This is a genomic window from Amycolatopsis methanolica 239, assembly GCF_000739085.1.
In the GTDB taxonomy this organism is placed as follows: domain Bacteria; phylum Actinomycetota; class Actinomycetes; order Mycobacteriales; family Pseudonocardiaceae; genus Amycolatopsis_E; species Amycolatopsis_E methanolica.
In genome coordinates this window covers 6,089,177-6,103,035 of the sequence record NZ_CP009110.1, presented here as the reverse complement: position 1 = coordinate 6,103,035, position 13,859 = coordinate 6,089,177, and the positions used below count along the sequence as shown (strand labels likewise).

Genomic DNA, 13,859 nt, shown 5'->3' with positions numbered 1-13,859 from the left:
CAACGTGACGCCGCTTACGGTCCGGCCCGTGACTACTCCGAGCCAGGTGGACCTCGACCCGGGCCGGGACTACCCGCTCGCGGCGCGGCGCCCCGAACTGCTGAAGACCCCGACCGGAAAACGCCTCGACGAGCTCACCATGGCGGCCGTGCTCGCCGGTGAGGTCGCGCCCGAGGACCTGCGCATCGCGCCGGAGACCCTGCGCCTGCAGGCCCAGATCGCCGAGCGCGTCGGCCGCCCGCAGCTCGCCCAGAACTTCCGCCGCGCGGCGGAGCTGACCGCGCTGCCCGACGAGCTGGTGCTGTCGATCTATAACTCGCTCCGGCCGCGCGCCTCCACCAAGGAACAGCTCGGCGAGATCGCCGACGAACTGGAGTCGAAGTACTCCGCGACGCTGTGCGCGCAGCTCGTCCGCGAGGCCGCCGACGTCTACGAACGACGCGACATCCTGGCACGGGAGGACGGCCGATGACGGGCGCACGACGGTCGAAGCGGACCGAGGCTCTGGAGCAGCGGCCGGTCAACCTCGACGGGTTCGTCGAGGAGTGGCCCGAGGTCGGCATGGTCGCGATGGACAGCCCGTACGACCCGGAGCCGGGCGTGCGCGTCGAGGACGGCGTGATCGTCGAGATGGACGGCAAGCCGCGGGCCGAGTTCGACTTCCTCGACCAGTTCATCGCCGACCACGCCATCGACATCGAGGCCACCGAGCACGCGATGGCGGTCCCCGCGGTGGAGATCGCGCACCTGCTGGTCGACCCGCGCGCCACCCGTCAGGAAGTGCTCGCCCTGACCCGCGGGCTCACCCCGGCGAAGCTGCTCGAGGTCGTCAAGACCATGAACGTGGTCGAGATGATGATGGCGCTGCAGAAGATGCGCGCCCGCCGCACACCGGCGAACCAGGCGCACGCGACCAGCGCGCGGGACAACCCGGTGCAGGTCGCCGCCGACGCCGCGGAAGCCTCGCTGCGCGGGTTCCGCGAGCTGGAGACCACGCTCGGCGTCGTGCGGTACGCGCCGCTGGTGGCGATCGCGCTGCAGGTCGGCGCCCAGGCCGGGACCCCGGGCGTGCTGACCCAGTGCGCACTCGAAGAGGCCACCGAGCTGGAGCTGGGCATGCGCGGGATCACCGCGTACGCCGAGACGATCTCGGTGTACGGCACGGAGCCGGTGTTCTGCGACGGCGACGACACCCCGTGGTCCAAGGCGTTCCTCGCCTCGGCCTACGCCTCGCGCGGCATCAAGATGCGGTTCACCTCGGGCACCGGGTCGGAGGTGCAGATGGGCAACGCCGAGGGCAAGTCCATGCTGTACCTGGAGATCCGCTGCATCCTGGTGACCAAGGGCGCCGGGGTGCAGGGCCTGCAGAACGGGTCGATCAGCTGCATCGGCGTGCCCGGCGCGGTGCCAGCCGGGATCCGTGCGGTGCTCGCGGAGAACCTGATCGCGAGCATGGTCGACCTGGAGTGCGCCTCCGGCAACGACCAGTCGTTCTCGCACTCGGACATGCGCCGCGTCGCGCGCCTGCTTCCGCAGCTGCTGCCCGGCACCGACTTCGTCTGCTCGGGCTACTCCTCGACGCCGAACTACGACAACATGTTCGCCGGCTCCAATGTGGACGCCGAGGACTACGACGACTGGAACGTGCTGCAACGCGACCTCCAGGTCGACGGCGGACTGCGGCACGTGCCGGAGGCGGAGATCCTCGCCGCACGCAACCGCGCCGCCCGCGCACTGCAGGGCGTGTTCGCCCAGCTCGACCTGCCGCCGATCACCGACAAGGAGGTCGAGGCGGTCACCTACGCGCACGGCAGCGAGGACCTGCCGCTGCGGGACGTGCTGGAGGACCTGAAGGCGGCGCAGTCGGTGATGGACCGCGGCGTGACGGGGGTGGACATCGTGAAGGCCCTGGACGGCGCGGGGTTCACCGACATGGCCGAGTCCTTGCTGGCGGTGCTGCGGCAGCGCGTGTCCGGGGACCTGCTGCACACGTCGGCCATCCTGACGCCCGAGCTGGAGACGCTGTCCGCGATCAACGACGTCAACGACTACGCGGGCCCGGGCAGCGGCTACCGGCCGACCGGGGCGCGCTGGGAAGAGATGAAGCGTCTGCGCCACGTGGTGAGCGCGCAGAACCCGGAGCAGGAAGTCGTCTGAGGAGGAGTGCCATGACGGACACCAGTGTGGGCAGCCGGCGCACGCTCACCCTCGACGAGCGCGGGCCCGCCGGGCCGGGCACGCGCAGCGACGAGGTGGTCATCGGGTTGTCGCCCGCGTTCGGCGACTTCTTCACCAAGACCATCGTGGACATCCCGCACGCCGAGGTGCTGCGCGAGCTGCTCGCCGGCATCGAGGAGCAGGGCGTGCACGCGCGGGTGATCCGGTTCCGCGGCGGCTCGGACCTCGCGGTGATCGCCCACGCGGCGGCGAAGCTGTCCGGTTCGGGCATCGCGATCGGTGTGCTGTCCCGGGGTACCACGATGATCCACCAGAAGGACTTGGTGCGACTGTCCAATCTGGAGCTGTTCCCGCAGGCGCCGCTGATGGACCTGGAGACCTTCCGCAAGGTCGGCCGCAACGCCGCCCGCTACGCCAAGGGCGAGTCGCCGGAGCCGGTGCCCGCGCGCAACGACTTCATGGCCCGCCCGCGCTGGCAGGCGAAGGCGGCGTTGCTGCACATCAAGGAGACCGAGTTCGTGGTTCCCGGCGCCGGACCCGTCGAGCTGGACGTGCGGATCCAGCTGGCCGACGCGGGCTGATCGCGATGGCGCTCGTGGTTGGCGTCGACATCGGGAACTCGACCACGGAGGCCTGTGTCGCGGAGATCCGTCCGGGCGGGCGCGTGACGTACCTGTCCGGGGCGCTCACGCCGACGTCCGGGGTGAAGGGCACGACGGACAACGTGCCCGGGGTCGTCGAGGTCGTGCGGCGGGCGCTGTCGTCCGCGGGGCGGCCGGTGCGCGAGCTGAGCGCGGTGCTGGTCAACGAGGCCACGCCGGTGATCAGCGGGCTGGCGATGGAGACGATCACCGAGACGATCGTGACCGAGTCGACGATGATCGGGCACAACCCGGACACGCCCGGCGGTGCGGGACTTGGCGTCGGCGAGACCGTCGCTTTTGGATCGCTGCCGGACTGCGCACCAGGTGCGAAGGTGATCTGCGTCGTCGGGTCCGGTGTGGACTTCGAGGACGCGGCGGCTGGCATCAACAAGGCCGTCGCGCGTGGCGTCGAGGTCACCGGCGCGATCGTGCACGCCGACGACGCGACGTTGATCGCGAACCGGTTGTCGGCGCCGATCCCGGTGGTCGACGAGGTCACGCTGGTGGAGAAGGTGCCGCTCGGCATGCCGGCCGCGGTCGAGGTGGCCGAGCCTGGCCGGACCATCCGGACGCTGTCGAACTCCTACGGCATCGCGACCGTCTTCGACCTCGACGCCGAGCAGACGCGGATGATCGCGCCGGTCGCGCGGGCGCTGGTCGGCAACCGGTCCGCGGTCGTCGTGCGCACGCCGAGCGGGGACGTGACCGGGCGGCGCATCCCGGCCGGGAACCTGACGTTGATCGGTGAGCAGGTCAAGCGGTCGGTGGAGATCGACGCCGGTGCCGCGGAGATCATGGCGACCCTGCGCCGGGTCCGGCCGTTGACCGACGCCACCGGCGAGGCGGGCACCCACGTCGGCGGGATGCTGGCGCGGGTGCGGGACACGATGTCCGAGCTGACCGGCACCGCCGTGGGCGCGGTGCGGATCCAGGACGTGCTGGCCGTCGACACGTTCGTGCCGCAGGAGGTGACCGGCGCGCTCGCCGGGGAGTTCGCGCTGGAGAACGCGGTCGCGCTGGCCGCGATGGTGCGCACCAGCCGCGGACCGATGCGGCTGCTCGCCGAGAAGCTGCGTGAGGCGCTGGGTGTCGAGGTGCTGATCGGCGGGGTCGAGGCCGACATGGCGGTCCTCGGCGCGCTGACCACGCCGGGCACCGGGCGGCCGGTCGCGATACTCGACCTCGGCGGCGGGTCCACGGACGCCGCGGTGGCCGGGGACGGGGTGGTGCGGTCGGTGCACCTGGCCGGGGCGGGCGACCTGGTGACGAAGCTGATCGACTCCGAGCTGGGCCTGGACAACCGCGAGCTGGCCGAGGACATCAAGAAGTATCCGCTGGCCAAGGCCGAGAGCTTCTTCCACGTGCGGATGGAGGACGGCACCGCGCGGTTCTTCGACGAGCCACTGCCGGTGGAGGCGTTCGCGCGGGTGGTCGTGTTGTCCGAGGCCGGGATGCGGCCGGTGCCCACCCGGCACAACCTGGAGAAGATCCGCCAGGTGCGGCGCTCGGCGAAGCACAAGGTGTTCGTGGTCAACGCGTTGCGGGCGCTGGAGCAGGTCGCGCCGGGCGGGAACCTGCGGCAGATCGGGTTCGTCGTGGTGCTCGGCGGGTCCGCGCTGGACTTCGAGATCCCGGACATGATCGCGGAAGCGGTGGCCGGGATGGGGATCGTGTGCGGCACGGGCAACGTGCGTGGCAGCGAGGGGCCCCGCAACGCGGTGGCGACCGGGCTGGTCGCGAGCCACGCGCTGGACGTGTCGCTGGAAACGGTGGGCTGATGCAGGGGCCGGCGGTGGTGCTGCGGTGCTTGGACGCGAAGTCGCCCGTGCTGCGGGAGATCCGTGCCGGTCTGGAGGAGGAGGGCGTGCCGCTGGTGGTCGAGGAAGTGTCCGAAGGGGACGCTCTCGTGTTGGGGTACGCGGCGGCTTGCCTGTCCTCTTTGGATGTCGGGATCGGGGTGGCGGACGAGGTGTGCGTCTACCACGCCAAGCGCCCGGCCGGTTCGCCCGCCCTGACCGGGCCGCTGTCCCGCGCGCGGGTACTCGGGCACAACGCGGCCCGCATGGTCGTCGGAATTCCGCTCAAGTGAAGGAGAAAACGTGGCACCACGTCTCGCACTGACCGATGCTCAGCCGGTCCTCGAAGCCGCGCTGGCGAAGGCCGAGGAGATCGGGCAGCCGATGAACGTGGCCGTCGTCGACGACGGCGGGCACCTGATCGCGTTCGCCCGGCAGGACGGCGCGATCCTCGGCAGCATCGACATCGCGATCCGCAAGGCGCGCACGGCCGCGCTGCTGAAGATGACGACGGCACAGCTGGGCGAGGCGGCGGCGCCAGGTGCGCCGCTGTACGGGATCGAGGTGACCAACGGCGGGCTGGTCATCTTCGGCGGCGGGATCCCGCTGGTGCGTGGCCGGGAGGTGGTCGGGGCGATCGGGGTCAGCGCCGGTTCGGTCGAGCAGGACACCGAGGTGGCCGAGGCGGGCGTGGCGGCCTTGCCGAAGCGGGGGCACCGCTGACAGGTTCCACTGGGGGACATCTTCGAGATGTCCCTCCCTGGCGGGTATTTCGGCCTGGTCAGCTTCGGCGAGGGCGGTGCCGAGTTGTCCGACGCGGAGTTGTACGAGCAGGCAGAACGGGCGGCGGGCTGGCGTATTCGGCGGCGGACCTGCGCGAGATCTTCGCCGAGCTGGACGTAGCCGAGCAGCGGGACATGGCGGAGCAGCCGGAGGACTCGGAGCTGTTCGGGAAGTCCACCCTGCGGACAGCGCTCTCCCGCGCCCGGGGGCGGCGGGCGCGGGAGGACCGCGCCACGGTGCTTCGCGGGCTGCTGACGATCTACGACCAGCGCCACGACCTGGTCGACGCCCTGTGGGAGGCGACGGACCCGCAGGGCGGCGGTGCAGCAGGTGCTCGGCGTCAGCGAGCTTCAGGCGAGGGCGGTGCTGGACCTGCAGCTGCGCCGCCTGACGCCCTGGCACCGCGACTCGCTGCGCGAGGAGCCGGAGGAGAAGTCAGCACTCGCTCTTCGGGAGGTGGCCCGCTGGCCGCAGCCGGGCCCGCTGTCCGCACGCGGTGAGCGCTTGGTCGTCGCACGGGTGGACATGCTCGGCGATGGCCTGGTCGTCGTGCCGGTGGACGTGCTCAGCGGTGGCGGGGACGTCGTCGTGGCAGACGGGGACGTCGCCGTCGGAGCGGGTGGTGGCGGGACCGGCGTCGAGGCGGCGCGGAGGGCTTCCCGCCGCACGCACCCACGGCGAGGACCACAGCTGCCACCAACCCGGCGACGCGCGCTTTCATGCATGTTCATCGCGTCTGCCGCATCCGCCGTTGCGTGGGAAGCCGTCGCAATTCAAAGACTTGCGGTATCTCACGTTGTGAGCTGAATGGCCACGACATCGCGTCCATTCGGGTGATCTGAGCGCTGATCAGTCACATTGGAGCGGAATGCGGCGATCTTCACTCGCGGTAACACGGAGGCCGCTTGTGGACGCTGGCGAGCAGTGGGCAGAAGTGGCTTCCTCAGGCGCTCGTCCTCTGGCATCCTGTAGGGCTCGTCGGGGGACGGCGGGCCCTGGGGCCGAGTGCTACCAGGTCCGTAAGCCCGTCTTCGCGAGGGGGATGCAGCGGAATGACCGCGCAGGTGGATACGCGCCGACTAACCGTTGTCGCGGGCAAGGTCGAAGAATGGCGAAAGCGGCTGATCGACCTCAGCTATCGCAACACCTTGCTCTACTTCCGGGATACCAAGACCGCGACTCTCGACCTGAGCCAGGCCGAAGCCGTGGCGCTCGCTGCTCTCGAGTAGGGTTCGAAAGTCCGGCTACGGGCACTCGTGCCCGATGAGGAGCTGCATCGGGATGCCTGCAAGAGAGCGCGAAACCTGAGCCGGAAAATTCGCATCTTCGACGAAGAGCAGGGAATCGACGTCGGGCGGGTTGCCTTCGGGCTCGTGCGGACCGCCGCACGCCGGAATGGTCAAGGGAACGTCCCGGCACTTCGTGCTCCGCTGCTCCTCCGGCCTCTCGTGTTGACGTCGAGGACCGCGGCGGACAGTGATTTCACCCTGGCGGTGACCGATGAACCGGAACTGAACCCCGTCCTGGTACACGCGCTGGACGAGCACTACGGCGTGGAGGTCGAGGGAATCGAGGACGCTCTCGATTCGGCAGCCGACGGGATCACCGGCATGGCGCTCGCCGAGAAGGTGTACGCGCGACTGGCCGAGGCTGCCGCTGCCCACGGCGTCGAACTCACGCTCGAACGCGGGGTGGTGGTCGGCACCTTCAACTACGTCAAGCTCCCGATGGTCGAAGATCTGGCGAACGCCACGGAACTGCTGACCTCGCACGACCTCGTCGCCGCTCTTGCCGGCTTCGAGCCGGCGAAACAAGCGCTGATCGCCGACGCCGGCGAGTTCCGCACGCCGGGCGTGGACGAGCTCGACCCCGCTGACGAGTACCTCGTCCAGGACGCCGACTCGTCACAGCACCGCGCGATCATGACCGCACTGGGTGGGCAGCACCTTCTGGTGGAAGGTCCGCCCGGCACCGGCAAGAGCCAGACCATCGCGAACATCATCGCCGGGGCGGCGGCGACTGGGAAGAAGGTGCTGTTCGTAGCGGAGAAGCGGGCCGCCATCGAAGCGGTGCTGAACAGGCTCGCCGACGTTCGGCTCGACGGTCTCGTCTTCGACTTGCACCAGCAGAACGCTTCGAAACGGGAGATCGCGCAGCAACTCGCGCAGAGCCTCGACCGGGTCGCCAAGGAACCGCCCGTCGACACTGACGAGCTGCATGAACGCCTCGTGGCCTCCCGGCAGCGTCTCCTCGACCACTCCCGCGAGCTGCACCTGCGCCGGGACCCGTGGAACATCAGCGCGTACGAGGTCCGCGCCGCATTGCTGGATTTGCCGGACAACGGCGTGCCTGGTGTGTTCCGCGGCGCCCGCCTGCACGCGCTGAACGCGGCGACGGTACGCGAGGTCGAACGCAGGTTGAAGGACTTCGTTGAACTCGATGGTTTGCGGATCCTGCGCGGAGACACGCCGTGGGCCAACGCGGACGTCCGAACCGAGGACGATGTGCGCAAGATTCTGGTCGAGCTTGATCAACGCGTGCGTGGTCGAGCTGCTGACGAACTACGCGTTCAAGAAGATCTCCGACTACACGACGTCGAACCCGCTGGACACCCCGGCGTGGCAGGCGCGACTGGCGGAGAACAAGCTCGGCGCGGCGCCCCGCGGGTCCCGGTGTTCCAGTACCACGCCGGCACGGACGAGATCGTGGCCACGCCGCAGGCGGACGCCCTGCACAAGCGGTAGTGCGCGGCAGGCGTGACGGAGCAGTGGAACACCTACGTGTCCGACCACCTGAGCGGAATCTTCGCAGGCAACGCCGACGCCCACCGGTGGATCGTGGACCGGTTCGCCGGGAAGGATGCCCCGCCGAACTGCTGAGCGAGTCTCCCGCGTGACGCTGGGCGGTCCGGTTCCCCGGTCCGCCCAGCCTCGCGTCGCGGTGAAAATCGCCCCCCGCGAAATCCCCTTCCCGGGTTAGGCCGAACGGCCGCCCCGTCAGTGTCCAGGTTCGTCCCGCCGGTGGTGCCGCCCGGTGGGTGAAAGGTGGTGCCGCCACCGCGCCGGCCGGTCGGTTTCGTGTCGATTGCCCGATCTCGAGCCGTTGCCCAGCACGTCCGAGGCGGCCACCCACCGTTGCGCGCCGTCTTCGTCCGTCATCGGGACGCGCAGGCCGTCCTCGCCTGCCCGGCAATCCCCGGACACGACACCCACGCGCACGGTCAGCTTGTCCGGCCCGTCGTCGTCGCGGTCGAGGTACATCAGCCGTTCGCCGACCGGGAAGGCGTCCGCTTGCCGTTCGTGGTCGTGGGACGTCGTCGTCATCCGGTGCTCCCCTCGCATTGTCAATTCCAACAGCGGGTACCGCCGGGGTCCGGAGCGGATTCCTGGTCCGCCGTCTGCCTGCCTCCTGGCGACGGCGGAACCCGATGCTAACCGGCGATTGTCCGGAACACGACCCTTCACCCGTCAGAAATCCTTCGGCCGCACCGGGTCGCGACCTTCGACAATGGCCCGCGCGAGGTCCGCGACCCGCTGGTTGTGGTCGCGCGCGTACCGCCGCAGGCCCTCGAACGCCGTGTCCACACCGATCTTGTGCCGTTCCGCCAGCATGCCCTTGGCCTGCTCGATCACCACCCGGCTGTCCAAGGCGGTCTGCAGGTGCCGCAACCGCACCCCGAGCTGGTGCAGATCCCGTTGGTGGGCCAGGCGAAGCGCGGCCGCGTGCGCCAGGCGCGGCCCGACGGGGTGGGTATTTCCGCCGACGTCGAACAGGCACAGCGCGCCGAAAACCTCGTCGTCGGCGTCGATCGGCAACGTGTGTACCGATGAGTAACCGGCTTCCGTGCAGGCGGAGGAAAACCCCGGCCACGGCCCGTCGCCCGGTGATCCACTGTGGAGGCACTCCGGCGCGGGCCCCTCGCCGAGTTCGACCTGGAGGCGCATCAGGTCGCGCGCGGACCGGGTGCCGACGGCGACTTCCGCCGGCTCGGCCGGGAACGACACCAGCACCCCGGCGTCGCGCGCGGGCACGAGAACGGCGGCGCGCTCGGCGAGGTCCTGCGCGAACCGGTGCACGTCGAAGCCCTCGGATTCGCGCGCCAGCAGTTCGAGCAGGGCGTCGATCAGTTCGGTGCGCATGGGCCGCCCTCCCGTGTCCGTCAGCCGTACCCGCGTCCCGCTTGCCGCGAACTGGGCTGATCGGGTGAACCACGATCTGTGCTCGATCGGCTCCCGCTCGTTCTTGACCAGCGTTTACGCCCCCCTCGCGGACGATAGCGCTTGTGTGACGTGCATTACAGTTTTACCGTGTCGCATGAGCACCGCGTTCGATACCGCCAGGGCGATCGGCGACGCCGTCCTGTACCGCCCGCGGACGCAGGGCTGGCGGTTCGGCGTGCTGATGCCGCCGGCGTTCGCCTCACCGCAGGCCGGTGACTTCGCCGACTGCCGGGTGGAGTGCCTGCTGGAACCCCGCTCCCACGCCGTGCTGCACGTCCGGCTGCGGTTCCTCCAGGGGCAGGAGCGCGTCGTGCGCCAGGACGGCGCCGAGCGCGTCAGCTGGGATGGGGCGGTCGAACGCGAGGTCGACGCCGTGCTCCCGGTCGCCGAGCTGACCGCGCAGCGCACCTGCGTCCCGTTCGTCGTCGGCGGCGCCGAGCGGACCGAGGTCCTCGGCGTGGCGGACAGGCTCGTCCGCCGGACCTGGACGGTGACCGGCGAGCTGCGGCTGAGTGCGCAGGTGCTGGGCGGCCCCAACGGCGGCATCCGGTTGCGGGCCGACGTCGTCAACAACACCGAGTGGTACGAGCCGGACTCGCCGCGTGAAGTCGTGCTCCGGCACGCGATGCTGGCCGCGCACCTGGTGCTCGCGGTGAACGCGGGCCGGTTCGTGTCGCTGACCGAGCCGCCGCCGTGGGCGCGGGCGGCCGCCGAGCAGTGCGAAAGTCACCGGCTGTGGCCGGTCCTGCTGGGGGACAGCGACGCCGCGGTGCTGGCCGCGCCGGTCACCCTGTACGACCACCCGGTCGTCGTGCCGGAGGGCGAAGAACGCATCCGGTACGTGCGCCACGGGCTTCCGGAGGACGTGTGGTGGGATCCCGGCGGGGTGTCACCCGACACCGACGAGGTGGTGGTCTCCGGAGTCCCCGTGTCAGCCGGGAGCCGGGTGCGCCTCCGCGACGGTCGCACCGGGACCGTCCACGCGGTACTGTCCGATGAGGACGGATACCTGCACCTGGAGGTCCGGGTGGGCGCCCGGTACCAGTACGCCACGCCGGACGAGGTCGAACCCCTCCGGATGTGAGCGGTCAGGGCGCCAGGTCGGCCGCGTTGTACTTGCAGGAGGCGTTCCACAGCAGGATCGAGTCCATCCCGTTGGCGCGCGCGCCGTCCAGCTGCGCGCGGATCTGGTCGCGTCCGTAGTGGACGGACATGCTGAACGCCTGGATCCACGGGATGATCACGGTCTGCGTCCCGGATGCCTTCTCGGCGAACGCCGCCAGCGAGCGCTGGGTGATCTCCAGCGGCTGCGACTCCGGGTCGGAAACCCCGTACTCGCCGGCGCCCCAGTGCGACGGGTAGATCATCGGCGCGATGTAGTCCACCTTGCGCGCCATGGCCGTGATGTCCTGCCCGATCTGCGTCGGCCGGTTGACCGCGATCCCGAACACCGACGCGCCGAGGTACGCGCCCTCCGCCCGCACGGCGTTGCGGCTCTCCGCGAGGAAATCGACGATCCCCTCCTCCGGCGTGCCCTCCAGGCCGGGGAACCGCAGCTGCTCGATCGGGCCTTCGGGCCTCCGCACGTAGTCGTAGAGGATGTCGTCGAAGCCGGCCCGCGCGGCTTCCGTCGCGAGCGCGATGTTGTACTCCCGCACCTCGCGGTTGGCGAAGTTGGTGAACGCGTACTCGCCGTACCCGCTGGCCCACGGCTGCCCGTCGGCGCTCTGCACGACCCGGTCGCGCTTGCCGGATTCCCACGACGCCCTGGCCAGGACCGGGTCGCGGAAGGCGACCAGCCTGCCGACGACGCGGATGCCTTCCTTGTGCAGCTGCTCGACGACCCCGCGCAGGTCGTAGTAGTTCTTCGCGGCGCCGATCTCCTTCGCCAGCGGCACCTGCGAGTTGTACCCGACCTCGCCGCTCTCGTCCTTGATGTCCAGCTGGACGGTGTCGATGAGCCCGTCCCGCGCCATCTGCAGCACCGGTTCACGCAGCGCCGGGGCCGTCCACGCCACCGCGGTCATGTGCACCCCGCGCATGCCGGGGTGCCGCGCGCGCACCGGGACCCGCCCGGCCGCCCGGTTGCCCGCCGCGTCCTGCGCGCCGATCTCGATCTTCGCCGGGGGAGTCGGGATGGTCGCGGTGAAGTTGCCGAACTCGTTGACCTTCACCTCTTCGCCCTGGACGGTGACCTTTTCCGCGCCCTTCGCCATGCCGCGCAGGGTCACCGGCTTGCGCGGGTCGCTGATCTCGATGGGCTGGAAGCTCAGCTCCGGGGCGGTGTTGTCGACGGTGAAGGTGCGGGTCACCACGGCGTCCGGCAGGCCGGGGACCTCGTTCGGCAGACGGGCGGCCAGGGTGTGCTCACCGTCGCCGATCTTCAGCGGCGGCAGGACCAGCCGGCCGCCGTCGCGTTTCGTGGTCACCGGCTGGTCGTCGAGGGTGATCGCGGCCCGGTCGAGGTCGCTGTCCCGCGCCGCCAGCACCCGGATGTCACGCAGCGACTCCGCGTTGGTGGTGACGTCGTCACCGAGGCCCTGGATGGCCAGCCCGAACGGGAGCGACTGCACCACCGCCGGGGTGACCGCGACGGCCATCGTGGCGATGATGGTCACGAGGACCAGAATCGAGTTCTGGGGCCGCGTCCGGTGCCTGCCCATGTAACCCTCCCGCGCCGGTTGTGCCGAGCAGCGGGCACATTCCCCGGATCAACCGGGGCATTCGGGAATCCATCCCTTCGAGTTACACCCCGTTGTCTTCGTGCTACGCACGGCGCACGTTGGGAGGCGTGACACTCAAGCTGGCTTCCCTCGCAGCGGTCCTGTTCCTGCTCACGGCGTGCACCACGGTCGTCGACGGCCGGCCGCACGAGCCGCGCGACGAAGGCCAGGAGTGGGCCGCGTTCGCACCGCGGCGGTCCTCGGCCCCGGCGGCCCCGGCCGAGCCGGCCGAAGTGCGCGCGAACGAGTTGGGCCGGGTCCCGGTGCTCATGTACCACCGCATCGTGCCCGAGACCGGGTCGGTCTACGACCGCATGCCGGAGGACTTCCGCGCGGAGCTGGAACGGCTCGACCGCGAGGGCTACGTGCCCGTGTCGGCCGCCGACTTCACAGCGGGCCGCATAGACGTCCCGGCAGGCACCCACCCGGTGGTGCTGACCTTCGACGACGGCGACCCGAGCCAGTTCGCGCTCGGCCCGGACGGCAACCCGGTGCCCGGCACGGCGGTCGCGATCATGCTCGACTTCGCCCGCAGCCACCCGCGGTTCCGGCCGGTGGCCACGTTCTACGTCAACGCCGAGCCGTTCGGCGACCCCGGCGGCGCCCGCACCATCCCGTGGTTGCTGGCCAACGGTTTCGACGTCGGCAACCACACCAAGACGCACGCGAACCTGCGCGAGGCCGACGAGGAGACCGCGCAGGCCGAGATCGGCGAGCTGGACGCGCTGATCCGGCGCGCGGCGCCGCAGGCGAACCCGACGACGATCGCGCTGCCGTTCGGCATCCACCCGCGTTCGAAGGAACTCGCCTTGCAGGGCAACGGTTACCGCTACCAGGGCGCCTTCCTGGTCGGCTCGAACCCTTCCGCGTCCCCGTTCATCGCCGACTTCGACCCGCTGAACATCCCGCGCATCCGGTCGCAGAGCGCGACGGGCGAGGAGGCCGAATACGGTTCGGCGGTGTGGCTGGACAAGCTCGCGCAGAACGCGGACAGCAGGTACACCTCGGACGGCGACCCGGCGCGGATCTCCTACCCGAAGTCCGACACCGACGAGGTGACCGCGAAGTTCCGGGACACGGTGAACCCGTACTAGGGGCCGGTCTCGGTAGCCTGACGCGGTGTCGACTCGCAGGAGGACGCAGGTCGTGAGAGCTCCGGCCCGCCGTATCGGCGGTGGCGGCGGAGCCGGAAACAACGCGTTCTGGGCCGAACTACCTGTGCTGATCGCCACCGGCGGCCAGACCATGCAGTGCTGCGACGACCGGAACCGGGTACTGGTCGACGGCAAGCCCCTGGACGAGCCCTACATCCACGGGGGGGGGGTACCCGGCCGACCGGCGGCAGGATCCGTTCCCGCCGGTGAAGGTGCCGGACGGCTACGTCTGGGTGATGGGCGACAACCGCAACAACTCGTGTGACTCGCGCTGCAGTGGCCACGGTCCGGTCCCGGTGGACAACATCATCGGCATGGCCCGCTGCATCGTGCTGCCGCCCAACCGCTGGGGCGCCCTTGG

The 13,859-nt window shown here is 70.4% G+C and carries 16 protein-coding genes and 1 pseudogene; 14 read left to right on the top strand and 3 right to left on the bottom strand.

Translation table 11 applies throughout. The features are described from left to right. Window positions 1-28: 28 nt before the first annotated feature. The 11 genes from AMETH_RS29630 to AMETH_RS40955 all read left to right on the top strand — a co-directional run bounded on the left by AMETH_RS29630 (window position 29) and on the right by AMETH_RS40955 (window position 8,280). Window positions 29-472, top strand: coding sequence for a diol dehydratase small subunit (locus AMETH_RS29630; RefSeq protein ID WP_223842968.1), 444 nt, complete (start codon window positions 29-31; stop codon window positions 470-472). After that, window positions 469-2,157 (top strand): propanediol/glycerol family dehydratase large subunit, encoded by a 1,689-nt coding sequence (locus AMETH_RS29625; RefSeq protein ID WP_017984844.1) that lies wholly within the window; start codon window positions 469-471, stop codon window positions 2,155-2,157. Before AMETH_RS29630 ends, AMETH_RS29625 begins: the two co-directional genes overlap by 4 nt. A gap of 11 nt (window positions 2,158-2,168) precedes the next feature. Then, the gene (locus AMETH_RS29620) at window positions 2,169-2,759 is read left to right on the top strand and encodes a propanediol/glycerol family dehydratase medium subunit (protein WP_017984843.1); all 591 of its coding nucleotides are present in this window, start codon (window positions 2,169-2,171) and stop codon (window positions 2,757-2,759) included. 5 nt (window positions 2,760-2,764) lie between these two features. Then, on the top strand, window positions 2,765-4,600 hold the full coding sequence (locus AMETH_RS29615) for a diol dehydratase reactivase subunit alpha (protein WP_017984842.1): 1,836 nt from the start codon (window positions 2,765-2,767) through the stop codon (window positions 4,598-4,600). Continuing rightward, window positions 4,600-4,911, top strand: a complete 312-nt coding sequence (locus AMETH_RS29610; protein WP_017984841.1) for a glycerol dehydratase reactivase beta/small subunit family protein — start codon at window positions 4,600-4,602, stop codon at window positions 4,909-4,911. Before AMETH_RS29615 ends, AMETH_RS29610 begins: the two co-directional genes overlap by 1 nt. 10 nt (window positions 4,912-4,921) lie before the next feature. After that, entirely contained in the window at window positions 4,922-5,341 is a 420-nt protein-coding gene (locus AMETH_RS29605) for a GlcG/HbpS family heme-binding protein (protein ID WP_017984840.1), read from the top strand. Window positions 5,342-5,368: 27 nt separating this feature from the next. Beyond that, on the top strand, window positions 5,369-5,521 hold the full coding sequence (locus AMETH_RS38280; protein ID WP_156131736.1) for a hypothetical protein: 153 nt from the start codon (window positions 5,369-5,371) through the stop codon (window positions 5,519-5,521). Between the two features lie 201 nt (window positions 5,522-5,722). Continuing rightward, entirely contained in the window at window positions 5,723-6,208 is a 486-nt protein-coding gene (locus AMETH_RS29600) for a hypothetical protein (RefSeq protein ID WP_017984839.1), read from the top strand. A 245-nt stretch (window positions 6,209-6,453) separates the two neighbouring features. Then, the gene (locus AMETH_RS38275) at window positions 6,454-6,630 is read left to right on the top strand and encodes a hypothetical protein (protein WP_017984838.1); all 177 of its coding nucleotides are present in this window, start codon (window positions 6,454-6,456) and stop codon (window positions 6,628-6,630) included. Window positions 6,631-6,657: 27 nt separating this feature from the next. After that, window positions 6,658-8,145, top strand: a complete 1,488-nt coding sequence (locus tag AMETH_RS40960) for an AAA domain-containing protein (RefSeq protein ID WP_223842967.1) — start codon at window positions 6,658-6,660, stop codon at window positions 8,143-8,145. Between the two features lie 12 nt (window positions 8,146-8,157). Next, entirely contained in the window at window positions 8,158-8,280 is a 123-nt protein-coding gene (locus AMETH_RS40955; RefSeq protein WP_017984836.1) for a hypothetical protein, read from the top strand. Window positions 8,281-8,397: 117 nt separating this feature from the next. On the opposite strand, the gene AMETH_RS29585 is transcribed toward AMETH_RS40955, so the two are convergent. After that, a complete protein-coding gene (locus AMETH_RS29585) occupies window positions 8,398-8,724 on the bottom strand; it encodes a hypothetical protein (RefSeq protein WP_017984835.1) in 327 nt (108 codons plus the stop codon). Between the two features lie 144 nt (window positions 8,725-8,868). Further along, window positions 8,869-9,540 carry an ANTAR domain-containing protein gene (locus tag AMETH_RS29580; protein ID WP_017984834.1) on the bottom strand — a complete coding sequence of 224 codons (672 nt, stop codon included), beginning with the start codon at window positions 9,538-9,540 and terminating at the stop codon, window positions 8,869-8,871. A 175-nt stretch (window positions 9,541-9,715) separates the two neighbouring features. Between AMETH_RS29580 and AMETH_RS29575 the strand changes: the two genes are divergently transcribed. Further along, window positions 9,716-10,705 (top strand): hypothetical protein, encoded by a 990-nt coding sequence (locus AMETH_RS29575; protein WP_017984833.1) that lies wholly within the window; start codon window positions 9,716-9,718, stop codon window positions 10,703-10,705. A 4-nt stretch (window positions 10,706-10,709) separates the two neighbouring features. On the opposite strand, the gene AMETH_RS29570 is transcribed toward AMETH_RS29575, so the two are convergent. Beyond that, complete coding sequence (locus tag AMETH_RS29570; protein WP_017984832.1) at window positions 10,710-12,284, bottom strand: putative glycoside hydrolase; 1,575 nt, start codon at window positions 12,282-12,284, stop codon at window positions 10,710-10,712. A 128-nt stretch (window positions 12,285-12,412) separates the two neighbouring features. Here AMETH_RS29570 and AMETH_RS29565 point away from each other — a divergent pair, with 128 nt between their 5' ends. Further along, complete coding sequence (locus AMETH_RS29565; RefSeq protein ID WP_017984831.1) at window positions 12,413-13,438, top strand: polysaccharide deacetylase family protein; 1,026 nt, start codon at window positions 12,413-12,415, stop codon at window positions 13,436-13,438. A 127-nt stretch (window positions 13,439-13,565) separates the two neighbouring features. Then, window positions 13,566-13,857: pseudogene (gene lepB / locus AMETH_RS37455) on the top strand (signal peptidase I); the annotation flags it as partial. Between the last annotated feature and the right edge of the window lie 2 nt (window positions 13,858-13,859).

Coding starts and splice junctions, on each gene's coding strand:
- AMETH_RS29585 (WP_017984835.1), bottom strand. CDS start 8,724: ATGACGACGACGTCCCACGACCACGAACGGCAAGCGGACGCCTTCCCG.
- AMETH_RS29625 (WP_017984844.1), top strand. CDS start 469: ATGACGGGCGCACGACGGTCGAAGCGGACCGAGGCTCTGGAGCAGCGG.
- AMETH_RS29580 (WP_017984834.1), bottom strand. CDS start 9,540: ATGCGCACCGAACTGATCGACGCCCTGCTCGAACTGCTGGCGCGCGAA.
- AMETH_RS29615 (WP_017984842.1), top strand. CDS start 2,765: ATGGCGCTCGTGGTTGGCGTCGACATCGGGAACTCGACCACGGAGGCC.
- AMETH_RS38275 (WP_017984838.1), top strand. CDS start 6,454: ATGACCGCGCAGGTGGATACGCGCCGACTAACCGTTGTCGCGGGCAAG.
- AMETH_RS38280 (WP_156131736.1), top strand. CDS start 5,369: ATGTCCCTCCCTGGCGGGTATTTCGGCCTGGTCAGCTTCGGCGAGGGC.
- AMETH_RS29610 (WP_017984841.1), top strand. CDS start 4,600: ATGCAGGGGCCGGCGGTGGTGCTGCGGTGCTTGGACGCGAAGTCGCCC.
- AMETH_RS29620 (WP_017984843.1), top strand. CDS start 2,169: ATGACGGACACCAGTGTGGGCAGCCGGCGCACGCTCACCCTCGACGAG.
- AMETH_RS29575 (WP_017984833.1), top strand. CDS start 9,716: ATGAGCACCGCGTTCGATACCGCCAGGGCGATCGGCGACGCCGTCCTG.
- AMETH_RS29570 (WP_017984832.1), bottom strand. CDS start 12,284: ATGGGCAGGCACCGGACGCGGCCCCAGAACTCGATTCTGGTCCTCGTG.